This window comes from Pseudochelatococcus contaminans (assembly GCF_014195635.1).
In the GTDB taxonomy this organism is placed as follows: domain Bacteria; phylum Pseudomonadota; class Alphaproteobacteria; order Rhizobiales; family Beijerinckiaceae; genus Pseudochelatococcus; species Pseudochelatococcus contaminans.
Genome location: NZ_JACICC010000001.1, coordinates 33,765 through 59,689 on the forward strand (window position 1 = coordinate 33,765; position 25,925 = coordinate 59,689).

Genomic DNA, 25,925 nt, shown 5'->3' on the forward strand with positions numbered 1-25,925 from the left:
CCAGGATCACTGTCTCTGATCAGACCTGCGGCGAGCGCGACGGGCCCGAAGCAGAACGATCAGGAACAGGGCGACGACGACACCCAGAACGCCCCAGAACAACGCCGGTCGCTCCCGCGCCACTCCGGTCAGATCCTCTGGCTTGAACTGCGCAATCGTATCGAGAGGCGATGCCGCGTCTTTGTCGACAACCGGCGCATTCGTATCGACATGCACGAGCACGCCCCGAGGACCGAGAACGGCGAGGTTGCCGCGCGACAGGCGGAACGGCTCAGCCACCTGCAACGTCTGCTGGCCGATGGACTGGTAAATCAGGCCCGGCGGGGAACCGGCTACTCCCGTGGCCGACCGCACGACTGCGACATCGCGCAGACCGGCGACATCGTAGAACACACGCCCGCCCCGATCCGACAGGATCAGCCGGTCACCATCGACCTGAACTATGTCGGAAGAACCTTTGACAGCCGTATCGAACGCGATGAACGGTTCCGTGGGCGTCACAGCGGCAGCGGCAAACTCGATCCTGGCGCGCTCCGGAGAGACGCCCCCGGCATCCGCAATGTGGATGATGGTGGACAGTGTTTCCGCAGGCCGTGACAGCCACTGCTCAGGCACGAAAAGGCTGGCACCGCCAGAAAGCCTTGGCAGGAGGCCGACGAAATCTCGTGCAGCCGGCGCCGGGCCGAGCGTCAGATAGCTGTCCGGCAGGACTGCCGCGGGGAACGACGACGGCGTTTCACGACAATGGTTGCTGGACGGTTGCCGGCGGAAGTCGACACGCACGACATTGCGCGGCAGCAAGGCGTAGTCAGGCACCCGCACCTTGATGCGCTCCGGCTGGCCGTGCGCATCGAGGCGGCTGGCGCCCAACAGGTAATCGTTGAAGAACACGGACACCACGGGTCGCGTATCGGTTGCACCCGGAGCCGCGGAAACCTGAAGATTGATCTCGTCCGGAACCTTGCCGTCCGCCAGCGCCGAGGCGAGGTCGATGGAGGCGCTCCACTGGCCCCGGTCGAGCAGGTCGATGTTGCCGGCAGCGCCGGTCAAATCGCCGAGAGGCACGATGTTGCCGCCGATCACGGGCGGCTGAACCTGATTGACGATCAACCGCTGAGCCTGCGCAGTGGCGCGCCACAGAGTGTCGAACAAGCCCGCTGCCGCTGCACCCGCATCCGGCTCCACGACGATAACCGGGCGTCCGGAAAGGTGAGACAGCGCGACCTCATGGGCCTGATCGGCTTCCAGCTTGCCGCGGCTGCGGATAAGCGCGGAGAAACCCTCCTGCGCCTCCGGGTCAACTTGCAGCACCTGACTGCCGAGAGCGTCGATCGCCGTCTTGATCTGCGACGAGAGAGCGTCGTCGGACACCGCAACGCGCGGGCGCAGGGACGGAGGGCCGAGCAGCAACAGTGCGCCGATCTCCGCCTCGCTGGCGATGGTATGGCGCCCCTCGCCGACGAGCGCCGCGAATGCCGGCACGGTGCGCAGGCCCTGGGGGACGACGATGCCGTTGAGGTCTATGGTATCGCCGACAGCCGGCAGCTTCGTGATCTGCACACGCTTGCCTGCGCGTTCCAGAGCAAGGCCCAGACGCCAGGCCGTGTCGTAGGATCGCCTGTCCAGCGTACCGTTGGCGATCAGCAGGCTCACGTCCTGCCGCAGCGCCGTCCAGGCGCTGGAAATCGTCGTCACGGCGCTCGCATCGTAGCTGTAATCGAGATAAGTATCTGGAGATACCTCAAGAATATCGCCGATAGTCCGCGCTTCCTCGCACAGTTCGCGCGCAACCGACGACGACCACGCCAGCCCGAGACGCACAAAGCCGCCAGGGCGGGCAGCCGAATCGACGCCGATATCGAGCCCCGCATTGCCCTCGTCGCTGCGGAACGACCGCGCCGACACGGCGCTGCCATCGAGATAGACCACGAATGTCGTTCGCCCGCCATCACCGCGCAGGTAACGCGCATCGAGCGACAGGTTGGGCGACTGCAACGGCACATCCGCCGGGATCGGCAGGTAGACATCATAACGGGCGTCAATGCCCGCCAGCGAAATCGGCGTTGTGATCCCGAGAGCTTTCAAACTGACACGTTCCGAGACAACCGTATCGCGTGAGAGCGCATCAAGTGCGTCGGCCACTTCCGCCGCCCAGGCAGCCCCGGCTGTGGACGCAACGACAAGACCGGCAGCGAGAGCGCTGATGGAACTGACAAGACGTTGGCGAAAGGTTGAGGTACGCATCATCATAAACTTTCAGAATCTGGACTCGCAAAAATCAGGGTTCGGGCTTCAGCGGAGTGGAAGCCACGAAAGGAGAAAAAGCGCCACCCGTGAGCACATCGGCGATGCGCCGGGCGGCATGGCCATCTCCATACGGATTGATGCAGCGTGCAAAGGAAGCGTGTCTTTGCGCGTCGTCAAGCAGACGCGCCACCGCTGAAACAATCCTCTCACTGTGTGTACCGACAAGCTGCACGGCCCCGGCGGCGACTGCTTCGGGACGCTCGGTCACATCGCGCATCACCAGAACCGGCTTGCCGAGAGAAGGAGCTTCCTCCTGCACGCCGCCGGAATCCGTCAGCACGATATGCGCCCGTCCCATCAGATACACGAACGGGAGATATTCCAACGGGGCGATGAGATGGATATTCGGCTTGCCCGCGAGCGCTTCGCGCACCGTCACGTTAACGTTGGGATTGAGGTGGACGGGATAAACGATTTCAATATCCGGCCGTTCCGCCAGCCGCGCAAGCGCATCGCAAATGTTGCGGAAGCCATCGCCGAAACTCTCACGCCGATGGCCGGTAACGAGCACCAGCCGGCGGGTCGGATCAATAAATGAAAACTGCTCATCGAGCTGCCTGCGCAGCGCGTCATCCGAGCCAATACGTTCCGTCATCGCGAAAAGAGCGTCGATAACGGTATTGCCAGTGACGAAAATTGTGCCACCCAGTTGCTCTGCAAGCAGCATATCCCGGCTGCGACGCGTCGGCGCGAAAAGCAGATCCGCAACCACGTCGATCACCCGGCGGTTCATTTCCTCCGGCCATGGGTGCTTCATGTCGTGTGTGCGCAGACCCGCTTCGACATGGCCGATCCGGATACCCTCATGAAACGCCGCCAACGCCGACGCCATGGCGGTGGTGGTGTCGCCATGCACGAGGACGACATCGGGCTTCGTTTCCGCCAGAACAGGTTTCAGAGCGGAAATGACACGCACCGTGATGTCGTTCAGGGTCTGATTGGGGGCCATGATCGCCAGATCGTGATCGGGGCGGATGTCGAACAGAGACAGCACCTGATCCAGCATCGTCCGATGTTGCCCGGTCGAGCAGGTGACGACCTCGACTCCCGGACGAGTCGCCAGCTCCCGGATAACCGGAGCGATCTTGATGGCTTCTGGCCGAGTGCCGATAACGGCAAGAACACGCATCACGACCTCCCTGACCCTGCTTCGCAATGGGCAACGTGACTCTGAAGCCACCGCACAGCACGCGAGTAGCTGGTATACTACGAATTAACTCATATTCATTGATTAACACATAAAATTTATGATTAATATTCATAGATGAACAGCGCGTGAATCTTCGTTTCCTGTCATTATAGAATTACAACTTGCGCCGGCAAATTTTTTTTCAGAGGCCGGATCAAGTGACGCGCCCGGATCGACGTCGCAGGAAAACGACATGCAGGAAAACAACGTGGCAGGAAAACTGCACATCGCCGGCCCATCATGCTGCCTGTGAACGGTGTCGTGGAAAACAAGCCCAGGCAACAATGCTTGTCTGGCGAATCACGCCTCCAGCGGGGCGAGAAGATCGGCTTCGCTTTCCAGCGTCAGAAGCCATTTCTTGGTGTCGATGCCGCCGCCAAAGCCGGTCAGTGCCCCGCTGGCGCCGATGACGCGATGGCAGGGCACGACGATCGGCAGCGGATTGAGGCCGTTCGCCGCGCCCACCGCCCGGCTGGCCGAGGGCTTGCCGATGCGCTGGGCAACCGCGCCATAGCTCGCCGTTTCACCCCATGGTATGCGTGACAACTCCCGCCAAACGGACAGTTGAAACGGTGTACCCTTCGGCGCAAGGGGCAGATCGAAGATGCGCAGTTCCCGGTTGAAATACGCCTGCAACTGGTCCCGCGCCACCGCGAAGGCCAGATCGTCGCGCTGCCAGTCCTCCGACGGCCGGACGGAGCCTTTGCCGCGCGGGAAGCCAATGCGCGACAGGCGCTCGCCGTCTCCAGCCAGAAGCAGGCTGCCGATGGGGCTGTCCAGATAAGTATAGAGCGTTTTGGTCATGAAAGTGCATTCTTGATGTTGTGTTCGCAGAACGGTGACGCAAAACGCCGACTGCCGCCAGCCGGATTCGGACTCCGTTGTTTCCAATGCGGCGCTGGCAGATGGAAAAGCACGGCAGAACGGATGTAAACTGGCCGCATGACACTGAACGATATTTTCTGCGAACGCGCATGGCGCACCCGCGACCCCGCCGCCGACGGGCTGTTCTTCGTCGGCGTGCATACGACGGGTATCTACTGCCGGCCCATCTGCCCGGTGCGCCATCCGTATCGCCACAACATCACGTTTCTGCCCAGCGCGGCGGCTGCCGAAGCGGCCGGGTTCCGACCGTGCCTTCGCTGCCGCCCGGAGAGCGCTCCCTTCAGCCCCGCCTGGAAGGGTAGCCTCATCACCGTGGAGCGCGCCGTGCGCCTCATTGTGGAGGATCGCGCGCTTGATGATGGCGGTCATGTCGCCGGCCTGGCAGAGCGCCTCGGCATGGGTGAGCGTCATCTGCTGCGGCTGTTTCGCAAGCATCTCGACGCAACGCCGACGCAAGTGGCAAAGACCGCGCGCGTGCAAAGGGCAAAGAGACTCATCAGCGACACGGACCTGCCGATGATGGAAATCGCCCTCAGATCGGGCTTCGGCAGTCTGCGCCGGTTCAATGCCGTATTCAGCGAGGTTTATCGCATGCCGCCTTCCGCAATTCGCCGCATGCCGCTGCGTTTGACAAGAGGCGCGGCAATTCTCGCAGCGCATGACGGAACCGCGCCATGACGCGCACCGCCCCCTCCCCTGCGATTCAGGTGCTGCGTTCCAGCGCCGATATCGCAGAGGGCATGCGCGCCCTTGTCATCATCGACCCGGCCTGGGAAGGCGTTATCGCCCGCACCGGCATACCGAATCTCCGCCGATGGCCGGATGGCTTCCCCGGACTGGTGGCGATCATTATCGGCCAGCAGGTTTCCGTGGCCAGCGCGCGGGCCATTCAGCAGCGCACTCTTACGGTTCTGGGCGAGATAACCGCCACGCGCCTGATCAACGCAAGCGACGAAGAACTACGCCAATGCGGCCTTTCCCGCCCCAAGCAGCGGACATTACGAGCCGTGGCAGAAGCAGTGGCGGACGCCCGCCTCGACCTTGCGGCGCTTGCGCGCATGGATGCCGATGCCGTGCGCGACGCACTCACCGCCATTCACGGCATCGGCCCATGGACGGCGGATATCTATAGCCTGATGTGCCTTGGCCATGCGGACAGCTTCGCAGCCGGAGATCTGGCCTTGCAAGAAGCCGCGCGCCATGCCTTCGGCATGTCAGAGCGCCCCGGAGCGCGCAGCCTGCATGCCCTCGCCGAACAATGGCGACCATGGCGCGGCGTGGCGGCGCACCTGCTGTGGGCCAGCTATGCCATCCTGAAAGGACGAGAGGGTATCGCATGAAGACGCCAGCCCCGAATGGATCATTTCAGGGATGCAACCAAAGCTTTATCATAAGCATTGTCACCCGTGACGAAATCGCCTCCTGACCGGATGGCGCAAACGAGGATACGACATGCGGATAAGGGAAGCCACCGAAGCGGACGCCGGAGCGCTCACCAGGATTCTGAACGACGCCATCACTGACGATGCTGCGATCGGCAAGGACAGGATCGTCGACAAGGACGAGCGCATTGCGTGGATCGCCGAAAGGCATGAAAGCGGCTTTCCGGTTCTGGTTGCAGTCTCGGATGACGCACCGGATGCAATAGGAGATGAGGAAAAGGTCGTGGGCTTTGCCTCCTACGGCAGTTGGCGCGAGGGCAACGGCTATCGCCGCACGGTTGAGCTGTCGATATACGTCCATGCCGATCATCAAGGCGAGGGTATTGGCTCCACGCTACTCGAAAGCCTGATCGAATCAGCGCGCCGGCAAAAACGCCACGTGATGATTGCCGCCATCGAATCCGAAAACGAGGCATCCATCGAGTTGCACCGCACTTTCGGCTTCGAGCTGTCGGGGCAATTTCGCGAAGTGGGAACGAAGCGCGGTGAATGGCTCAACCTGTCAATCATGCAGTTGCTTCTCGATGAAGAGCAGGACGATCAATAGGCCAGCTCGAAGCCGGCTCACACCGGCTCCGATCCATCAATCGGTCACCGGATGCCGCAACAGCCACCTCGGATATGGCGTCATTGCCGGCGGCCTCCTGAGGTTTGTTCGGCGTTATCAATATGGCCCTGTTGCCCTGCCAGCGAGCGTGCTCTAGATGTGGCCGGCAAAACATCAGGGGGGGCAGGCATGAAGCGCGTTGCGGCAGAGTGGACAGACATCGTGCTGGTGTGCCGTAAATGTGCGAAGAAGCTGAAAGGTGGGTTCGGCCCTGACGGGGACGACAATCTCATCAAAGCATTGCGTGCCGAAGCCGCCCGAGATGGCGGGCGCGCGGGAAAGCCGAAAAGACGCGGAACGCGCATCGCCGTACTCGAGGCCGATTGCCTAGACATCTGCCCGAAGAACGCGGCCATCGTTATCAACGCGCGCAAACCAGACGTGTGGCGTGTCGTTCCCTCCGGCGCTGACACCGCACAGGTGCTGTCCCAGCTCGAAATCAAAACGTAAACCGGGCGCGTGGAAAAACGCTCCCTCAAGAGCGCGCGAAACCGATAAGCGCAGGCTTTCGATCGTTAGCCATCGCCCGGACATTGTGTTTCAATCGACAGGAAAATCCGATACTGACAATTGAAAGTGACCTGCCCGGTCGCCGCAAGACATTATTACGCTCAATTTGATTGCCAGATTTCATCGAGAACAGTCGCACTTTATATATAGCCCGAATGCACTGGCTGATTCCGCTCATCGGTTTGTCGCCCGCCTCGTATTATTGAGGCTACTCGGCAGCAGATAAGCTATGAACGCTCGCACCACGGCCGTTACAGGATACTGACAATGCCGACCCGCGCCTTTCTCCTGGCCCTTCTTTTGATCATTCCATTATCTGCACGCGCAACGCCGTCGCTGCTGGTGGATGCCGGGAGTTATGAGGTGTTACATGCGGAAGATGCCGGCCACGCCTGGTATCCTGCCTCCGTCACCAAGCTGATGACCGCCTTCGTAGCATTCGAGACGCTGCGGGCCGGGCAAATTACACTTGAAACCGACATCGTGTTTTCCAAGAACGCATTGGCGCAGGAGTCCGTCGAATCGAAGTTGACGCCCGGCAGCATCATGTCGCTGGAGGATGCGCTCTATGCAATGTTGGGCGTTTCCGCCAACGATGCCGCCGTGGCGATTGCCGAAAACATTGCCGGTAGCGAGGCAAAATTTGTCGAACGGATGAACGAAACGGCGCGGCGTCTTCAGATGACGGGTACGCATTTCGTCAATCCGGAAGGGCTTTTCCACAGAGACCATGTTTCGACGGCCCGTGATCTGGCGCTTCTTGCCATAGCAATCGACCGATCCTTCCCGGAATACCTGCCCTTTTTCGGGCTCTCCGAGGTGCAGATCAACAATGTCAAATTGGAATCGCGCAATCTTCTACTCACGCACTATGCCGGCGCCATCGGACTGAAAACGGGATTTGTGTGTGCCTCGGGCCGCAATCTCGTCAGCCTCGCAGAGCGCGACGGCAGAAGGCTGGTGGCTATCGTGCTGGGTGCGACAACCGACCGCGAACGCAACGAACGCACCGCCCGGTTGTTGCAGTCCGGTTTCGAGGGCGACAAGCGCGGTAACGGCCTCAAACTGGCCGACCTGCCGAACGACCCATCATCCAGGCCCGAAGACATGCGCATGAAACTATGCAGCCCCAAAGCCGCCGCCTACGAGCAAGAGCAAGTCAAGCGCTATCCAATGGGCCTGCCCGGCCATCCAAGCTACCTAAGCCCTGCAACTGCCCCAAAGCGTCACGTCATCCGCACACGCGCCGCCCCACCCGTCACAGCAACCACAATTCCCCAACCACCGCCCCGACCCGTTACGTTTTAAGACTCGCCTCTCAGCAAATAAAAAACGCAACAATATATGGAATTACAGTACGGCACACTGCCGAAATATACATAATTATAAATTAATAAACACTAATTCGAATGATCAATTCTTATTATAAACTTCTATTTATTTCCAATCAATTTACGCACTGAAATCCAGAGCAACATATTACAGACTATAAACTATTCTATACACATCAAGGGATATCCTGATAAAAATTTCACATCTGCCACTAAAGATTGCAAATTAAGCCATAAATGACACAATATCCAAATTTTATGGGCAAATATGCCATTTTTGCCAATTATGTCGTGATTTCACATGGAATATATGGCATGCCTCCGTCAAATCGGTTGGAGACAGGCGCGGGATTTAAGCCATGCACATCAGGTTGGCAATGACGGGGTTCAGCTCCCCCACTCACGTTGTGTGCTCCAATACGTTTTCGTCAAACGATTACAACATCGTTTCATTTCCCCTTCCGACCCACTGAACGATTGTTCGACATCATGCACTCACTGACGCAATCTTCTTTCCTGCATCCGCAACATATTCCGACGTCAGCGTGGCTGGAGCATGCGCCGTTCGCATTCTGGCTCATGGAAACGCTACGTCCGCAATTGCTGGTCGAACTTGGCACGCACACCGGCTTTTCCTATTTCTCATTTTGCCAGGCTGTACAACAACTCCGGTTGCCGACCCGCTGCTATGCAGTTGATACGTGGGAAGGCGATGAGCATGCAGGGTTTTATGGCGAAGAGGTGTTTGCAACAGTCAATGCTATCAATGAAGAGCATTATAAAAGCTTCTCTCAGCTCATGAGGTCGCGCTTCGATCAAGCTTTACCTTATTTCCCGGATAATGAAATCGACTTGCTGCATATCGATGGTCGCCACGGCTATGACGATGTTCTCGAGGATTTTACAACCTGGCAGCCGAAACTTTCAGACCGCGCCGTGGTTCTGTTTCACGACACAAACGTACGGGAGCGGGATTTCGGAGTATGGAAGCTATGGCGCGAGCTTTCCACACAGTATCCGTCTTTCGAGTTTTTCCACTGCCATGGGTTGGGCGTACTAGGCGTCGGCGCTGACCTTCCAGAAGGACTGCGCACCCTTTTCGCCAGCGGGCCTGAGGAGGCAGCGGCGGTTCGTGCCACATATTCCGCCCTTGGCTCGGCAGTGTCACGTAGCGCCCATAACAATCATTTGCACTCCGAACTCCATCGCATCGATCACCGCGCCAATCAATTACAGCATGAGGCCGAACATTTAAAAACGGCACTCGAACAGTCCCGCACCCACGGAGCGCAGCTGGAAAATGAGACCGCGCATCTGCGCGACATAATTGCTGAACAGCAGATTCAGATCGAAGCTGGCAACGAGTTGCGCCTCACCATTGCAGAGCGGGGGGCGGCAATCCTGACTTTAAGGAATGAGCTGACATCCGAACGAGAGGAGGCTGCCGCCAAACTCGTCACTATTCATAGACAGTTGGAGCAGCAATCCGCAGTTTGTATAGCGCTGACAGAACGACTATCACTTATAGAAAGCAGCACGTTCTGGAGAGCAGGTGAACCTTTACGCAGGTCTCTGAGGTGGATACCCACAGGCATACGGCGCAACGCACGGCGCGCTGCCAAAGCAGCATGGTGGACAATAACGCCGCACCGCATGCCAGAACGACTGCGTTTCCTGCGTGCTCGACGCGCAGTCCGAACGTCACTGGACGGTGATATAAAATTTTTGAGCGGTACCGTAACAAGTCATAATGAAAATGTGACAGACGCAGCCTCCAACAATATAATTGTTTCTGGAAGCAGCAATTCATACAATGAGTGGATTGCAGCTCATGATAGCTTAACGGCATCAGATCGCTCGAAAATATTAGAAGATATTAGAAACCTTGAATATAAACCGTTCATTTCAATTGTAGTTCCAGCCTACAATACATCAGAATTAGCATTACGCTCGATGATAACATCTGTTCAATCGCAATTATACCCTTACTGGGAGTTATGTATAGCAGATGATGCGTCAAGTGTGCCTTATATAGAGAAGATGCTCAAGGAGTTTTCGTCGGCTGATACTCGCATCAAATGGCTGAAACGTGAAAAAAATGGCCATATATGTGCAGCCAGTAACTCTGCACTCACTTTAGCAACTGGAGAATTTGTTGGTCTCTTAGATCATGATGATATTCTCTCGGAACGTGCTCTCTACGAAGTTGCTGTTGCACTTAATAAAAACCCTTCCGCCGATATTATTTATTCTGACGAGGATAAAATAGATGAATTCGGCCGGCGTTACGATCCTTATTTCAAGCCCGACTTCAGTTATGATTTGCTATTAGGACACAATCTGATTAACCACTTTGGAGTTTATCGTCGGCGAATTATTGAAGAGATAGGCGGGTTTCGTGAAGGATACGAAGGCAGTCAAGATTATGACCTCGCTCTTCGTGCCGTGGAATATTCCGGGCCGGACAAAGTATTGCATATTCCAGCGATTCTCTATCACTGGCGGCAAGAACGTGCGGGCTCGTCATTTTCTCAATCCCAACTTGACAAATGCGTATCAGCAGCAAGAAAAGCCGTCCAGGAAGCTCTTGACCGCACGAGCGCCACGGGACGAAACAATGGCAGAAAAGCAGTGGTGGAGGCCAATCCGTTCGTACCATCATGGAGTCGTGTGAAATGGGATACTCCAAGCCCTCCGCCGCTTGTAAGTATTATCATCCCTACCCGCGACCGTTCTGATCTGCTTGAAAATTGCGTTGAAGGGTTACTTCATCAAACATCTTATACTCAATTTGAGATCTTGATTATAGATAACGATAGCGTAGAGCAGAGAACTCATGATTTACTGGAACGTTATCAGAAAAATGACCGCATACAAATAATTCCAATAGGTGGAGAATTCAATTATTCCGCCTTGAACAATGCAGCTGCGAGGATGGCTAATGGAGAGATTTTGCTTCTGCTGAATAATGATACACAAGTCATTCATTCGGACTGGCTATCGGAAATGGTCAGCCTCATCACACGCGATGACGTTGGAATAGTAGGAGCAAAGCTACTATATGCAGACGGGCGCGTACAGCATGCTGGTGTGAAGCTTGGAGCCGGTTCGTTTGAGGAAGGTCCTGGCGTTGCCGGCCATTTCGGCCATCTGCGTTCCAGGATGGATATTGGCTACTATGGACAATATGGGTTGACACGCGATCTCAGCGCCGTCACGGGCGCTTGCCTGGCAATCCGCAAATCGGTGTATGATGAGGTGGGTGGTCTTGATGAAGTCAACTTAAAAGTTGCTTTCAATGACGTAGACCTATGCCTGCGTGTTCGCGATGCCGGCTATCGCGTATTATGGACACCTTTCGTCGAACTCTTCCACTTGGAATCTGTATCGCGTGGTTTAGATATAACGGAAGAGAAGCGCGCACGCTTTGCTCGGGAAGCAAGATGGATGCTCGAAAGATGGGGTAAAAAGTTGGCGAGCGACCCTTTTCAGAACATTAATTTTGATGTCGACGCGCTAAGTTTCCGAAAAAATTAAATAGAAAGCGTTACATGCCATTCTGCAATATTTATAGCAGAATGGCATGTAACATTGTAAATATAAAAAATTTAATTAGATGGGGCGGATATGCAGTTTTTTCCCGCTGCCGCATGGTGTTGCGCGCGTCGATGACCGGCGCGTGGTCAGTGGCATCGTCTACGTGATCAGGAACGGTTTGCAGTGGAAGGATGCGCCGAAGGACTACGGTCCGCACAAGACGCTCTACAACCGCTTTATGCGCTGGAGCTGGTTGGGCGTGTTCGACCGCATCTTCGCCAGCCTCGCCGGTGAAGGCCCAAACCTGAACGCATCAAGATCGATGCCACGCATCTGAAGGCCCACCGTACAGCAGCGAGCCTTCTTAAAAAGGGGATGTTCCCCGTCGTATCGGGCGAACCAAAGGCAGACTGAACTCGAAGCTGCATGCTGTCTGCGACGAGAAGGGGCGACCGCTCGTCCTGCTCCTGAGTGAAGGCCAGATGAGCGACCACAAGGGCGCCCGCCTCATGCTCGACGTTATGCCACCTGCGGTCAACCCGATCGCCGACAAAGGCTACGACAGCAACTGGTTCAGACAAGCCCTCATCGAAAGGGGCATTGAACCGTGCATTCCGTCAAATAGAACCCGAAGCAGCCGCTATCTTACGACAGCATACGTTATCGCCAGCGCCACAGGATCGAGAATATGCTTTGCATACTCAACAACTGGAGGCGCATCGCAGCAGCCGTAACCTTCTCCATCAATCAATGAGCCCTGAAACGAGTCTGTCACAAAACCATTGATTTATAGAGATATTGGCGCTCCCAAGGGGACTCGAACCCCTGTTTTCGCCGTGAGAGGGCGACGTCCTAGACCGCTAGACGATGGGAGCCTGCCGAGTAGAATGCTCGTATACCGACTATATGCCGGCAATGCAAGCCTAAGCTGCAAATTATTTTGTTTCAAGTCGGGACGCCGGCATCCGGCGCTGCTATGAACCAGAGTTGTATCAAAGTTCCGACCCATCTAGGGACCAAGTCCTATGATACACATCGCAGATTTGATCAGCCGGGATCTGGCAGGGCGCGGACCCGCGCGGAGAGGTTTCATTGAGTACATTCAACGACGATGACATTCAGGATGACTGGCTGGTCTTTACCGTCCCGGAAGACTCATCCGGCGGGCGGCTCGACAAGATATTGGCTGAGATAGCCGGCGATACGGGGCTGTCGCGTAGCAGGCTGCAACAGCTGATTCGCGGTGGCGCCGTGACGGTTGACGGACTGGCCATCGGCGATCCCAAAGCACGCGTTGACGCGGGCGCAGCACTCGGTATTCTCGTTCCTCCACCGGAGCCCGCTGCGCCGCAGCCCGAGAATATACCACTGAAAGTCATTTACGAGGATGAGTGGCTGATCGTCATCGATAAGCCGGCCGGCATCGTCGTGCATCCCGCGCCGGGTTCGCCGAACGGCACGCTGGTCAATGCGCTGCTCGCCCATTGCGGCGACAGCCTGTCCGGCATCGGCGGCGTGCGCCGGCCCGGCATTGTTCACCGGCTCGACAAGGACACCTCTGGCGTGATGGTCGTTGCGAAAACAGACCGCGCCCATAGGACGCTTGCTGCGCAGTTCGCGGACCATGGCCGTACGGGGCCGCTGGAGCGGGCCTACCTGGCCGTATGTTGGGGAGTTCCGCTGCCGCGCACCGGCACAATCGACGCGCCGTTGGAGCGGATGACGCATAACCGTGAAAAGATCGCCGTCGTCGCGCGGGGGCGGGGCCGCGAGGCCATTACCCATTACCGCTCGGAGGAGAGCTTCGTTTCACCGGGTGGAGAGCCGCTTGCCAGCCTGGTGCGATGCGAGTTGGAAACAGGGCGCACGCACCAGATTCGCGTCCATCTTGCGCACAAGGGGCACCCGCTGCTCGGCGACCCGCTCTATGGTAGCGGTTTCCGCAGCAAGGAGGGGCATCTGGGCGAAACGGCGCAAACAGCGCTTGCACGTCTAGGCCGGCAAGCTTTGCACGCCACTCTGCTCGGCTTCGCGCACCCCGCCAATGATGAGGAAATGCGGTTCGAAAGCCCCCTGCCCGACCCAATGCAGGAGCTTATCGACGCGTTGCGGGGATAGTACGTGCCGCGTGTGCGGCCGCACCGACGACTGCGGTGGACAGGGCATAGTCTGATTACGAGAATTACCAACGCGGTCAGAAACCATAACGTCGCTGCGTGCATTATAAATAGGCGCGCTGCTGAAATTTGGACATCTTTGGAACGCAATAGCACTGTAGTTTATTAATAGGCTTTCGGATGTTCTTGACTCTGTTGCATTGTGACTTGCGCCCAACCCAAAGACTAAACCTGAATGCAGAGCAACACGGAGAACGCCTGCTGCAAAGTTGGTGCTGCATGCGGCCATTGATGGCAAGGCTGGCGCAAACATGACGATACCGTCATGTCCGGCATCTTCCCCGCAGGCTCGTTATCGCGGTATACTCAGGAACCGGCTGGCCTTCAGGCGACCGAGTGATCTGCCTGCAAGGGGGATCTGAGAGGAGACATCATGAGCGCGTCATCGGCTTTACCGACTCTGGCCAGCGAAAACGGCCTCAATCGATACCTCAGTGAAATACGCCGTTTCCCCATGCTGGAGCCGCAGGAAGAGTTCATGCTCGCCAAGCGGTGGAAAGAGCATGGAGACAGGCAGGCAGCGCATAAACTTGTCACCTCTCACCTGCGCCTCGTGGCTAAAATCGCGATGGGTTATAGGGGTTATGGCCTGCCGATCGCGGAGGTGGTGTCCGAGGGCAATGTCGGCCTCATGCAGGCGGTCAAGCGGTTTGAGCCCGACAAAGGCTTTCGCCTTGCCACTTATGCCATGTGGTGGATCAAGGCCGCGATTCAGGAATACATCCTGCGGTCGTGGTCGCTCGTAAAGATGGGCACGACGGCCAATCAGAAAAAGCTGTTTTTCAATCTGCGTAAGGCCAAGGGACAGATTTCCGCCTATGAAGAAGGCGATCTGCATCCCGAGCACGTCAAGACGATTGCCACAAAGCTCGGCGTTCCGGAGCAGGACGTCATCGATATGAATCGCCGCCTTGGGGGCGACTCATCTTTGAACTCGCCCCTGCGGCAGGATGGCGAGGGCGAATGGCAGGACTGGCTTGTCGACAATGGGATCGACCAGGAATCGGCCCTTGTTGATGAGGAAGAAGGCAGCAACCGCCTCACAGCCTTGCGTGAAGCTCTCAACGTTCTCAATGATCGCGAGCGTCGCATTTTCGAAGCCCGTCGCTTGCGCGAAGACCCCATTACGTTGGAAGAGCTTTCGGGAGAATTCGGTGTATCGAGGGAGCGCGTGCGCCAGATCGAGGTTCGCGCATTCGAGAAGATTCAGGAAGCCGTCAAGCATGGACTGGCGCAAATCGAGAACCCGCGGGCAGCCAGGGCCATTACTGATCAGACGGCGCTATGATCTAAAGATTGCCAATGAAAAGCTTTAAATTAAAAGCCCCCCGACGCTGCGCGCCGAGGGGCTTTTTTCATGCATGCGCCTGATCTAGCGCCGCCAGCTATCGATCGCATCGGAAATGGCCTGGCGACCAGCTGATCCCTTTGCAAACGTCACTGTGCCAAGATTTCCATTTGTAAAGCGTACTGGCAGATCAACCCAATCGCGTTCACGCAATAGCGTGTAATTCCGTTCAATATCTGCCGGCAAGCTGGAAAGCCCGATCAGGAAGATATTATCAGCAACCGGAATCGGCAGGCCGGACAATGGGACGCCTCGCGGCTCACGATCAATCCGAAGCTGGGGAATTGCAAGATCGCGCACCACACGCTCGGGTCTATCCGTCGCATTGGTGAAATTCACATCGATCGTATGCGATGCCGGCAAAGTCTCGTCGCTGTTAGGGCGAATAGCGACCGTGAAGGACAGCCCGGCCTCCGGCAGGGTCACGTCGGCATGGAGCACGGCATCGGGAGATCCCTCACCCTCCAAACGCCATACGACTTGACCGGAGCCAATTTTCGGCTGTTCGGGATTTTGTTCGTCGAGTTCAAACAGGAATGCGCGCTGCGCAAGCGTTCCGGACTCATCCGAAACGCCGGATGCCGGCGATGCCTGCTGGGCCGTATTGGTCGAGGAACCGTTCGATGGCGCCGGCTCCACAGGCTGCTCGGCTGGCGTATCCTCCGGGGGCGAACCATCGACACGGTCCGTGATCTTGGCCGTGCTCTCCTGCGGCGCCTCGGCAACGACCTCGCTTCCGATTGTTTCCGGATCGGGCACATCGGCCCGGAGCCACCATGCCACAACACCAATACCGGCAAGCACAACGGCAATCGCGGCAAGCGCGATGGCGCGCCTTGACGCCGATCCTTCACGTGGCTGCCGGCGGGCGGCTACGCGGGGGCGTCCGCGGCCCCCATCACCTGATTGCGCAAGAACGGGCTGCTGCTCATCCTCGGTTTCGGGTGCTGGCGGCGCTTCGGACGCGGCGAAGCGATCGAACGACAGCAACTCCTCGCTGGAGGGTGATACGCCGGTCCGCTCGGCCTCGATCCGGGCGATAACAGTTTCCAGCGCGGCTTGCTCACGCACGAGCCGCGCGTGTTCTTCCTGCGCCTCGGCGGGCGGCAGCGCCGGATCGATCTCCTGACGCCGGCGCGTGTAAAGGCCACGAATATGATTGTAGACCGCAAGCCGCGCTTCGGGAGTATCCGGCTGGCTATCGATGGCCCGGTTCAGCAAGTCATACAGATCAGTCATCAGCACCCAACCGCCTCCCGGGCGGCCTCATCGATTAACGACGCTGCGGTCCCCGGCCTTCAGGGAACCGCCCTCAGCCTTCGAACGGATTATGGACGAGGATAGTATCGTCACGCTCGGGGCTTGTTGAAAGCAGCGCCACGGGCGCGCCGATCAATTCCTCGATACGACGCACATATTTTATGGCCTCCGCCGGCAGGTCAGCCCAGGAACGCGCTCCGGCAGTCGATGCGGACCAACCCTTGATGGTCTCATACACCGGCTTCACACGTGCCTGAAGCGCCTGATTCGCAGGCAGGTAATCGATGATCTGGCCATCCAGTTCATAGCCGACACCGATCTTCAGCTCCTCGAAACCATCCAGAATATCGAGTTTCGTCAGAGCAATGCCGTTGATGCCCGACGTGCTGACAGTCTGCCGCACGAGGGTTGCGTCAAACCAGCCGCAACGGCGCTTGCGACCCGTAACCACGCCGAACTCGCGTCCGCGCTGGCCGATCAGTTCGCCTGTTTCGTCGAACAGCTCGGTCGGGAACGGGCCTTCGCCGACGCGCGTCGTGTAAGCCTTTGCAATACCGAGCACGTAACCAATAGCGCCCGGCCCAAGGCCGGAACCCGCCGCCGCCTGCCCCGCAACCGTATGAGAAGAGGTGACGAACGGATATGTGCCATGATCGACATCGAGAAGCGCGCCCTGCGCGCCTTCAAAGAGAATGCGCCGGCCAGCACGACGGTCTGCATCGAGCGTGCGCCAAGTCGTGTCGATGTAAGGCAGAACTTTCGGCGCAAGAGCCAGCAGCTCGCTGACAATGGTTGCGGCGTCATATTCCGGCAGACCGAAACCGCGCCGCAGGGCATTGTGATGCGACAGCAACCGCTCGACCTTGCCGGGCAACGACTCGGGGTCGGCAAGATCGGCAAGGCGGATGGCGCGACGGCCGGCCTTGTCCTCATAGGCCGGGCCAATGCCCCGCCGCGTCGTGCCGATGCGCGTGCCGGCATTGGAGTTTTCGCGCAGCGAATCCAGCTCGCGATGCAAAGGAAGAATCAGTGAGACGTTTTCGGCGATGCCGAGATTGTCTGCTGTAATGGTCACACCCTGCGCGGCAAGCCGTTCGATCTCGTCGACGAGGGCCTGTGGATCGAGCACGACACCATTGCCGATGATGCCACGCTTGCCCGGACGCACAACGCCCGACGGCAGCAGCGACAGCTTGTAGGTTTCGCCGCCGATAACAAGCGTATGGCCGGCATTGTGCCCGCCCTGAAACCGGACGACCACGTCGGCCTGTTCCGACAACCAGTCGACAATCTTGCCCTTGCCCTCATCGCCCCACTGGGCGCCGACCACGACGACATTCGCCATTTTCCGCCTCGCATTCAATCCCTCGCGAGCCGCGAGGCTCGCCAGCAAAGCAAACCCCGGCGCAAGAGAAAGCTCTCTACCGCCGGGGCTCTCACATCTGTCATGAAAGATCGCACGCCGCAGGTCAACCCCCCGGCAGACGATCCCGGTTCAGAACGTCAACTGGTGCGCGTGCTTCACACCCGGAATGGCATGCACGCCATCGAGCACCGCCTGCGGCACCTTGCCATCCACCTGCACCAGCGCCACAGCCGAGCCGCCTTCCGCATCACGACCGAGGGCGAATGTGGCGATATTGATGCCCGCATCGCCCAGAACCGTCGCGAAACGGCCGATAAAGCCAGGCTTGTCTTCGTTCGACACGTAGATCATCGACGGCGCGAATTCCGCGTCGACCTTGATGCCCTTGATGCCGACGATGCGCGGTTTGCCATCCGCGAACACCGTGCCGACGATGGAGCGCTCGTAGTCGTCCGTGGTGACGGTCAGCGTGATGAGTGCGTCATAATCGCCCTCAGCTTCGCGCGTCGTCTCCTCGATCACGATCCCGCGCTCCCGTGCGATTGCCGGTGCGGAAACGACGTTTACGTCCTGCAGGATCGGGCGCAGCAGACCGGCGACGGCAGCAGACGTCAACGCCTTGACCTTGAGCTGGGCCACGGAGCCTTCATAGGTGATGCGAACGGACTTCAATCCGCCCTCGGTCAACTGGCCGGCGAACGAACCGAGCTTCTCTGCCAGTTCCACGAACGGCCGCAGCTTGGGCGCTTCCTCGGCGGTGATGGACGGGAAATTGATCGCGTTGGTAATCGCGCCGCGCAACAGGTAATCGGAGATCTGTTCAGCCACCTGCAAGGCGACGTTCTCCTGCGCTTCCGTGGTGGCAGCGCCAAGATGCGGCGTGGCGACGACATTCGGGTGGCCGAACAGCGGGTTTTCCTTCGCCGGCTCAACCGTGAACACGTCAAAGGCTGCGCCTGCGACATGGCCGCTGTCAAGGGCGGCGCGCAGCGCCACTTCGTCCACAAGACCGCCACGAGCGCAGTTGACGATGCGCACACCCTTCTTGGTTTTGGCAAGATTCTCTGCCGACAGGATGTTTTTCGTCTTTTCGGTCAGCGGCGTGTGCAGAGTGATGAAATCGGCGCGGGCGAGCAGATCTTCAAGCTCCACCTTCTCCACGCCAAGATCGCGCGCACGCTCCGGTGACAGGAAGGGATCGTACGCGATAACCTTCATGCGCAGACCGACAGCGCGCTCGGCAACGATGGAGCCGATGTTGCCGCAACCGATGATGCCGAAGGTCTTGCCCGTCAGCTCAACGCCCATGAAGCGGTTCTTTTCCCACTTACCGGCCTGAGTCGAGGCATCCGCGGCGGGGATCTCGCGCGCCAGCGCGAACGTCAGCGCAATGGCGTGTTCCGCCGTGGTGATGGAGTTACCGAAAGGCGTGTTCATCACGATGATGCCGCGCGCCGTAGCTGCCGGCACGTCGACGTTGTCGACGCCGATACCGGCGCGGCCGATCACCTTGAGGCGGGTTGCCTTCTCCAGCAACTTCGCCGTCACCTTGGTAGCGGAACGGATAGCGAGGCCATCGTAGTTGCCGATGATCTGTTCGAGTTCGTCCTTGTCGATACCGGGACGGAAATCCACATCGACGCCGCTGTCGCGGAAAATCTGGACGGCGGCTTCGGACAACTTGTCGGAAATAAGCACCTTGGGAGCGGTCATGGCGGTCAGCCTTTCAGGCGGGCGGGCAGAGCCTTTCACACCCGCACTCATCGTAAGGGGTGGTGAAGGCCCGGAACGACCGGGCCTTGCGATATGGTGTCTGCTGTCAAGCAGCCAGCCGGATCAGCCGGCGAGCTTCGCCTTCTCGGTGGCGAAAGCCCAGTCGAGCCACGCCGTCAGCGCTTCGAGATCAGAACGCTCAACGGTCGCGCCCGCCCAGATGCGTAGGCCGGCCGGCGCATCGCGATACGCACCGATGTCATAGGCTGCGCCTTCCTTATCGAGCGTCGAAACGATGCCCTTGGCGACGGCGGCGACAGCCTCCGGCCCCTTGGCCACCACTTCGGGATCGACGATGGAGAACGTCACCGAGGTATTGGAGCGCGTTGCAGGATCCTTGGCCAGCGGCGCAACCCACGGGGTCCGCTCCGCCCAATCGTACAGCGTCTTGGCGTTGGCATCGGCGCGGGCGATCAGGCCGTCCAGCCCGCCGACCGACTTCGCCCACTCCAGCGCATCGATGTAATCTTCGGTCGCGAGCATCGACGGCGTGTTAATGGTCTCGCCGACGAAAATGCCCTCGATCAGCTTGCCGCCCTTGGTGAGACGGAAAATCTTCGGCAGCGGCCATGCGGGCTTGTACGTTTCAAGCCGCTCCACCGCACGCGGGGACAGGATGACAACGCCATGCGCGCCTTCACCGCCCAGCACCTTCTGCCACGAGAAGGTGACGACATCGAACTTCTTCCAGTCCAGCGGCTGCGCGAACGCGGCGGACGTGGCGTCGTTGATGATCAGGCCCTCGCGGTCATCCGGAACCCAGTCCGCATTCGGAACTTTGACGCCGGAGGTGGTGCCGTTCCACGTCAGCACAACGTCGCGGGTCTTCGCATCCACCTGTGCCAGATCGGGCAGTTCGCCATACGGGGCGCTGATGACGCGCGCATCATCGAGCTTGAGCTGCTTGACGACATCCGTGACCCAGCCTTCGCCGAAGGATTCCCACGCCAGCAGGTCCACACCACGTGCGCCGAGCGCCGACCACAGAATGGCCTCGACCGCGCCGGTGTCGGAACCGGGCAGGATGCCGATCCGGTAGTCTTCGGGAACGTTCAGAATTTCACGGGTGAGATCGATGGCCTGCTTGAGCTTGGCCTTGCCGATCTTCGCGCGGTGCGAGCGGCCAAGCGCCGCGTCTTTCAGCGCATCGAGATTCCAGCCGGGGCGTTTTGCCGTCGGGCCGGACGAAAACGCGGGGTTTGCGGGCCGCGTGGTGGGCTTTGCGATATCTGTCATATTGTATCCATCCTCACAGATGGGCGCTTCCCGTTGGGGGGAAGTGTCCCGCGAATGGAGATACAGCAGTCGCCGCCCGCGCGCAAGCCGCCGCGTCGGTATTTTCAATCACAGCCGCCGTTTCAGGCGCCGTTCACCGTGCCAAGAAGCGGCCTGATGCGGGCCGCGATCTGCTCTTCCAGCACGCGGGCGAGCTTGCCCTTGTAGTGAATTTGATCGAAGTAGAGATCCGGATCCTCGGTTTCCGGCAGGGCGCCGTCCCAGGAGATGACGAAGGTGCGTGGCCGCGTCTGCGCCAGCGCCGCCAGCCGGCTTTGGCAGGCCTGTTCGGTGCGCCTTTCCGGGGTGTTCTCGCGCGGCTGGCCGGTGACGAAGGCTGGCGGCACCACAAGGGCGACGACGGTTTCCGCCGGCAAAGAGGCCAGCACGTCGGCAAGCGCGTCGATGGCGGGGAACTCCCCGGTTTCGTTCACCACGTCCTCGGGCTTGTACTGCATCAGAACCGCGCGTTTTTCCTCCGTCTCGAAGCCCTGCGACTCGTAGATGGGGTCGTAATCCCAATAACCGTCCGGCCGGGCGCGGTCGCGCTGGCCGATGGCGTACTGGACACGCCGCACGCCTTCCTGCAGCACATTGAAGCGCACCAGACCACCCAGATATGCGAGGGTATCCTGCTCATAGAGCCAGAACGGAAACGGGTTGACGGTCGAGAACGCCTTGTCCGGCCCGTGACACCAGAAGATATCCGTGCCGATGGCCAGAACGGCGGGCGGCGTGCTGCGATGGCGCAGGAACCAGTCGATCAGCGTGAGCTGCTCCTTGGGGCGCGTGCCGGGCACGGTCAGGGAGGCGAAGCGCGCGCCTGTCAGCTCCGTCAGCCGTTCCGGATTCAGCGCCTGCATGCGCGAGTTGCCGATGATGATGGAATCGAAGTCGGGATCGCGCGCGCGATTCGCGTGCTCGGTGCGCGTGCCTTGCGCGCGCACGCCCGGCGTGTCGAGCACCGTCATACGCCCGGAGTTGTAGGGGTCGATGATGTAGAGCGCCAGCATCAGGCACGGCAGCAGCACGACCACCGTCACCAGAAGCGTCACGGCAAAAGCGCGCCAGCGCCGGCCGGTGTCGGCCACGGCGTTAACTTGCACACTGTCTTGCTTCGTTTCGCTCATGTCAGGTCACTCATAAAGCGTCGTTGATGGCTTTCTGGATCTGATCTTCAATGATGTCAGCGCCGGATGTCAGAACTGGAAGTAGATGAACTCATAGTTGGCATCGTCGCCAATCTTGAACAGGATCACCACGAAAACGATGGCCGTGAGCACGGCAACCCAGCGCGATGGCGGCAGCCGCTGGGTAAAGGTCCATGCCGTCGGGCCGAGCAGCGCGACCGCCGCCGCCAGCGCGATGGTGCGCCATCTGAACCGCTCTCCCGCGATATCGGAGCCGAACAGCGCTTCGAACATCGTGCTGGCCACTTCGAAGGTGGGCGCGCGGAACAGGATGAAGGTGAGCGCCAGAAAGCTGAAGGTCAGCACCCAGCCGATGAACGGCGGTATCGGCACACCTGTTTTGCGCCACACAGCCCCCACCGCCAGACCAACGCCGTGCATCATGCCCCATACAACAAAGGTCAGGCCCGCACCGTGCCATAGTCCCGCAAGAGTCATGGTCATGAACGTCGCAAAAAGCTGCACGGCCAGTCCGTGCCGGTTGCCGCCCATGCCGATGTAGAGGTAATCGCGCAGGAAGCGGGACAGCGTCATGTGCCAGCGGCGCCAGAAGTCCTGCAGCGACACGGCGCGGAATGGTGTTTCGAAGTTTTGCGGCAGCACGACGCCGAACAGCAGCGCGATGCCCAGCGCCATATCCGTATAGCCGGAAAAGTCGAAATAGATCTGGAACGGAAACGCAAGCGTGGCCTGCCATGCCGCGGTCGTGCTCACGGCACCGGCGGCGGCGGCCTCATAGGCCGGATTGACGTAGACCGACAGCGGGTCGCCGATAAACACCTTTTTGGCAAGGCCGATGGTGAGCAGCACCAGCCCGCGCGCGAAGCGTTCCGCCGCGTCCGAGCGCTGGTATGGACGCTCGTCGAACTGGTGCAGCACCTCGCTCCAGCGCACAAGCGGCCCGGCCAGCACCTGCGGGAAGAAGGTGATGTAAAGCGTGTAGCGCAAAAGCCCTATTTGCGGCGCGCGCCCGGCCTTCAGGTCCGTCAGGTACATGATGTGATGGAACGTGAAGAACGAGATGCCAAGCGGCAGCGCCAGTTCCAGCGGTGTGAGAGCCGTGCCCGTCACCTGCAACGCCAAACCGATGCCGAAATCGGCATATTTGAAGACGCCCAGCACGATGAGGTTGACGACGATGGCGGACCAGATCAACTCCCGCCGCCCCCAATGCCCGAACGCCCTGGCTATCCACCAGTTCACGAGGATGGAAATCATGAGCAGCGGCAAAAAGCGCCAGTCCCAATAGCCGTAGAACGCGAATGAAAGCACCGCCAGAAGCGGCAGCCGCCATTGGGGTGCAAATCGCTCCGCTGCAAAATGCAGGATGAGCGCGCACGGCAGGAACACGAGCAGGAAGGCGAAGGAATTGAAGAGCATGCGCAGGCTTGTTGAAAAGAATCCGGATCTGAGGTGCGGACGAAACCCTGTGACCGGGATGAACGGACGTCGCCTTCATCCTGCCATGAGCCCGTCCGGCCGGCCCACCTGCTAGATTTCGTCAGGCGTTCCGAATCTCTCCATAGGCGATATATCGTTTGGAATAAAGCCTGCTTTCCGACGGAAACCGATCATGTTTCCGTCAGAATGGCGGGAGTGCGGGGCAATCCCTTCGCGATGTCAGGCCATGCCGCCGGACCGGAAGGTGTCCTTTCGGCCGTCAACATGAGACGACAGGCGGAACAGTCCCCGGCGTCCGGCCTCCGAGTGGAAAGCTTCCGTCAAGCCCACAACGGTTTCCGCCGCGCCAAGCATCATGAAACCATCCGGCGCAAGCTGACGGGCGACTCGCTCCAGCACATCGGCCTTCGTCTGAGGATCGAAATAGATCAGGACATTGCGGCAGAACACGATATCGAACTGGCCGAGCGACGCGAACGGGTCAAGCAGATTGTACTTCCTGTACGTTACCATCGAACGGACCTGCGGCGCGATTTCCCACATCTCGCCATAGTCCCCGGCTCTCTGCGTGAAATATTTCGCCAGCATCTGCTGGGGCAGCCCCCTCTGGACCTCGAACTGCGAGTAGAAGCCATTCCGGGCGCGATCGAGCGCTTGCGTCGAAATGTCGGTGCCAATGATTTCGATGCGCCAGCCAGCCACACGCGGCCCCATCTCCAGCAGGCTCATCGCCAGTGAATATGGCTCCTGCCCGGTGGAGGCGGCGGCGCACCAGATGCGGATATGCCGGCTCGCTGCCCGCTCGGTCAGCAGATACGGCATCATCACGCCGGCGAAGTGCTCGAAGGGCACCTTGTCGCGAAAGAACAGCGACTCGTTCGTGGTCATCGCCTCGACCACCGTCTCGCGCAGCGCCAGTGCATCCGGCCGCCGCAAGCGTGCGATCAGTTCGCCAAGGTCCCGGCATCCGGTTTCACGCGCCAGCGGAGACAGACGGCTCTCGACGAGATACTGCTTGTCGCCAGGCAGGACGAGGCCGGACTTTTCCTTCACGAGCCGTCCGACAAAGGCAAAATCATCTTCGTTCATCGGCCTGCCTCGCGCAAGAGTTCTGCAATTTTCACGCCGATCCGGTCCAGCGGCAGCACGGCCGCGGCGGCGCCCGCCGCCCGCACCGCGCCCGGCATACCCCAGACAACACTCGTTTCTTCATCCTGAATCAGGATGCTGCCGCCGCAATTACTGATGGCGCTGGCCCCGAGGCCGCCGTCGTTGCCCATGCCCGTCAGCACCACCCCGAGACTCGCCGCGCCGAAAACCTGTGCGACGGAGCGAAACATCGGGTCGACCGCCGGACGGCAGAAATGTTCGGGCGGGGTGTCCCGCAGCCGCGTCACAACCGCGCGGTCATCCTTTTCAACGATGAGATGCAACCCGCCCGGAGCGACATAGATGCGGCCGGCGACGATTTCCTCGCCGTCCTGCCCCTCGGCCGCCGGCAGGCCGGTGGCGCGGCCAAGCTGTTCGGCCAGCAGGGCGGTGAATGTCGGCGGCATGTGCTGCGTGATGAGCACGGGTACCCGCACCAGCATATCCTTGCAGGTTTTCAGCACCTGCACGAGGGCCTGCGGGCCGCCGGTGGAACTGCCCAGCGCCAGAACGCGCGGCGGCACGCGGGAAAAAGGCCGAAGCGCCGGCCCGTTGTGTGACGGTGAGGGCGAAGTCGCGGGTTTGATTTCCCGCAGGCGCTCCATGAAAGTGGTGACCCGTGGCGATATCTCGGCCTTCGCCAGTTCCGACGTTGCCGCACGGCCCGGCGCTCTCGCGGCGGTTGAGGACGTATACGACGACGGCGAGGAGGACGATGCAGACCGCGAATGGCGGCGGGCCGCCTTGCTCCCCAACTGAAGCACAAGATCAACCAGTTCCCGCCGATAATCGTCGGCGCTGGCGATGCGGCCGCTGCCGCCGGGCTTGGCGATGCAATGGGCAGCGCCGAGCGTGAGGCAGCGCAGACTGGTTTCCGCCCCCTGCCGCGACAACGTGGATGACACCAGCACCATCACCCCCGGCCGGCGCTGGAGCAGCAACGGCAAGGCGGTGAGGCCATCCATCTCCGGCATCTCGATGTCGAGCACCACGACATCCGGCTTCGACGCCTCGACGTCCTCCACGGCAACCCTGCCGTTGGCATGGACGGCCACCACCTTCACGCCCGGCGTTTCACCCAGCCAACGCGCGGTCAGCCCACGGATGACCGCTGAATCGTCAACCAACATCACCCTGATATCATCTGGCTTGCCAGACATGGTCATCCCCCGAAATGC

Annotated in this window: 21 protein-coding genes and 1 tRNA gene; 10 read left to right on the forward strand and 12 right to left on the reverse strand. The window is 59.6% G+C overall.

Annotated features, from left to right (window positions below; translation table 11 throughout):
- Nucleotides 1-6 precede the first annotated feature (6 nt).
- The 3 genes from FHS81_RS00170 to FHS81_RS00180 form a co-directional block, all read right to left on the reverse strand.
- The gene (locus FHS81_RS00170) at nucleotides 7-2,244 is read right to left on the reverse strand and encodes a cellulose biosynthesis cyclic di-GMP-binding regulatory protein BcsB (RefSeq protein ID WP_183750033.1); all 2,238 of its coding nucleotides are present in this window, start codon (nucleotides 2,242-2,244) and stop codon (nucleotides 7-9) included.
- A 34-nt stretch (nucleotides 2,245-2,278) separates the two neighbouring features.
- Entirely contained in the window at nucleotides 2,279-3,436 is a 1,158-nt protein-coding gene (gene wecB / locus FHS81_RS00175) for a non-hydrolyzing UDP-N-acetylglucosamine 2-epimerase (protein WP_183750034.1), read from the reverse strand.
- Between the two features lie 360 nt (nucleotides 3,437-3,796).
- Nucleotides 3,797-4,300: a methylated-DNA--[protein]-cysteine S-methyltransferase gene (locus tag FHS81_RS00180; RefSeq protein WP_183750035.1), complete on the reverse strand. Its 504-nt coding sequence runs from the start codon at nucleotides 4,298-4,300 to the stop codon at nucleotides 3,797-3,799.
- Nucleotides 4,301-4,438: 138 nt separating this feature from the next.
- On the opposite strand from FHS81_RS00180, the gene FHS81_RS00185 reads away from it, so the two are divergent.
- The 8 genes from FHS81_RS00185 (at nucleotide 4,439) to FHS81_RS19330 (ending at nucleotide 12,542) form a co-directional block, all read left to right on the forward strand.
- Nucleotides 4,439-5,059: a bifunctional transcriptional activator/DNA repair enzyme AdaA gene (locus FHS81_RS00185; protein WP_183750036.1), complete on the forward strand. Its 621-nt coding sequence runs from the start codon at nucleotides 4,439-4,441 to the stop codon at nucleotides 5,057-5,059.
- Complete coding sequence (locus FHS81_RS00190; RefSeq protein WP_183750037.1) at nucleotides 5,056-5,721, forward strand: DNA-3-methyladenine glycosylase family protein; 666 nt, start codon at nucleotides 5,056-5,058, stop codon at nucleotides 5,719-5,721. Before FHS81_RS00185 ends, FHS81_RS00190 begins: the two co-directional genes overlap by 4 nt.
- Nucleotides 5,722-5,833: 112 nt before the next feature.
- A complete protein-coding gene (locus FHS81_RS00195; RefSeq protein ID WP_183750038.1) occupies nucleotides 5,834-6,370 on the forward strand; it encodes a GNAT family N-acetyltransferase in 537 nt (178 codons plus the stop codon).
- Between the two features lie 189 nt (nucleotides 6,371-6,559).
- Entirely contained in the window at nucleotides 6,560-6,880 is a 321-nt protein-coding gene (locus tag FHS81_RS00200) for a (2Fe-2S) ferredoxin domain-containing protein (RefSeq protein WP_183750039.1), read from the forward strand.
- Between the two features lie 327 nt (nucleotides 6,881-7,207).
- Nucleotides 7,208-8,248, forward strand: a complete 1,041-nt coding sequence (locus FHS81_RS00205; RefSeq protein WP_183750040.1) for a D-alanyl-D-alanine carboxypeptidase family protein — start codon at nucleotides 7,208-7,210, stop codon at nucleotides 8,246-8,248.
- Nucleotides 8,249-8,850: 602 nt separating this feature from the next.
- Nucleotides 8,851-11,808, forward strand: a complete 2,958-nt coding sequence (locus FHS81_RS00210) for a glycosyltransferase family 2 protein (protein WP_210281487.1) — start codon at nucleotides 8,851-8,853, stop codon at nucleotides 11,806-11,808.
- Between the two features lie 79 nt (nucleotides 11,809-11,887).
- The gene (locus FHS81_RS19325; RefSeq protein ID WP_183750042.1) at nucleotides 11,888-12,145 is read left to right on the forward strand and encodes a transposase; all 258 of its coding nucleotides are present in this window, start codon (nucleotides 11,888-11,890) and stop codon (nucleotides 12,143-12,145) included.
- An 85-nt stretch (nucleotides 12,146-12,230) separates the two neighbouring features.
- On the forward strand, nucleotides 12,231-12,542 hold the full coding sequence (locus FHS81_RS19330; RefSeq protein WP_428982422.1) for a transposase: 312 nt from the start codon (nucleotides 12,231-12,233) through the stop codon (nucleotides 12,540-12,542).
- 65 nt (nucleotides 12,543-12,607) lie between these two features.
- On the opposite strand, the gene FHS81_RS00225 is transcribed toward FHS81_RS19330, so the two are convergent.
- A tRNA-Glu gene (locus FHS81_RS00225) sits at nucleotides 12,608-12,683 on the reverse strand.
- A 217-nt stretch (nucleotides 12,684-12,900) separates the two neighbouring features.
- On the opposite strand from FHS81_RS00225, the gene FHS81_RS00230 reads away from it, so the two are divergent.
- Both FHS81_RS00230 and rpoH read left to right on the forward strand, forming a co-directional pair.
- The gene (locus tag FHS81_RS00230) at nucleotides 12,901-13,926 is read left to right on the forward strand and encodes an RluA family pseudouridine synthase (RefSeq protein ID WP_210281488.1); all 1,026 of its coding nucleotides are present in this window, start codon (nucleotides 12,901-12,903) and stop codon (nucleotides 13,924-13,926) included.
- Nucleotides 13,927-14,358: 432 nt separating this feature from the next.
- On the forward strand, nucleotides 14,359-15,273 hold the full coding sequence (gene rpoH, locus FHS81_RS00235; protein ID WP_183750043.1) for an RNA polymerase sigma factor RpoH: 915 nt from the start codon (nucleotides 14,359-14,361) through the stop codon (nucleotides 15,271-15,273).
- An 84-nt stretch (nucleotides 15,274-15,357) separates the two neighbouring features.
- Here rpoH and FHS81_RS00240 read toward each other — a convergent pair whose 3' ends face one another.
- From FHS81_RS00240 to cheB, 8 genes are all read right to left on the reverse strand, one after another.
- Nucleotides 15,358-16,578 (reverse strand): hypothetical protein, encoded by a 1,221-nt coding sequence (locus FHS81_RS00240; protein WP_183750044.1) that lies wholly within the window; start codon nucleotides 16,576-16,578, stop codon nucleotides 15,358-15,360.
- Nucleotides 16,579-16,645: 67 nt separating this feature from the next.
- Nucleotides 16,646-17,938 (reverse strand): adenylosuccinate synthase, encoded by a 1,293-nt coding sequence (locus tag FHS81_RS00245; protein WP_183750045.1) that lies wholly within the window; start codon nucleotides 17,936-17,938, stop codon nucleotides 16,646-16,648.
- Between the two features lie 150 nt (nucleotides 17,939-18,088).
- A complete protein-coding gene (gene serA, locus FHS81_RS00250) occupies nucleotides 18,089-19,672 on the reverse strand; it encodes a phosphoglycerate dehydrogenase (RefSeq protein ID WP_183750046.1) in 1,584 nt (527 codons plus the stop codon).
- A 123-nt stretch (nucleotides 19,673-19,795) separates the two neighbouring features.
- Nucleotides 19,796-20,968 (reverse strand): phosphoserine transaminase, encoded by a 1,173-nt coding sequence (locus FHS81_RS00255; protein WP_183750047.1) that lies wholly within the window; start codon nucleotides 20,966-20,968, stop codon nucleotides 19,796-19,798.
- Nucleotides 20,969-21,090: 122 nt separating this feature from the next.
- Complete coding sequence (locus tag FHS81_RS00260; RefSeq protein ID WP_183750048.1) at nucleotides 21,091-22,137, reverse strand: hypothetical protein; 1,047 nt, start codon at nucleotides 22,135-22,137, stop codon at nucleotides 21,091-21,093.
- Between the two features lie 69 nt (nucleotides 22,138-22,206).
- Nucleotides 22,207-23,577 carry an MBOAT family O-acyltransferase gene (locus FHS81_RS00265; protein WP_183750049.1) on the reverse strand — a complete coding sequence of 457 codons (1,371 nt, stop codon included), beginning with the start codon at nucleotides 23,575-23,577 and terminating at the stop codon, nucleotides 22,207-22,209.
- A 240-nt stretch (nucleotides 23,578-23,817) separates the two neighbouring features.
- A complete protein-coding gene (locus tag FHS81_RS00270; protein ID WP_183750050.1) occupies nucleotides 23,818-24,687 on the reverse strand; it encodes a CheR family methyltransferase in 870 nt (289 codons plus the stop codon).
- On the reverse strand, nucleotides 24,684-25,907 hold the full coding sequence (cheB, locus tag FHS81_RS00275) for a chemotaxis-specific protein-glutamate methyltransferase CheB (RefSeq protein ID WP_281374393.1): 1,224 nt from the start codon (nucleotides 25,905-25,907) through the stop codon (nucleotides 24,684-24,686). The genes FHS81_RS00270 and cheB overlap by 4 nt, the downstream gene beginning before the upstream one ends.
- Between the last annotated feature and the right edge of the window lie 18 nt (nucleotides 25,908-25,925).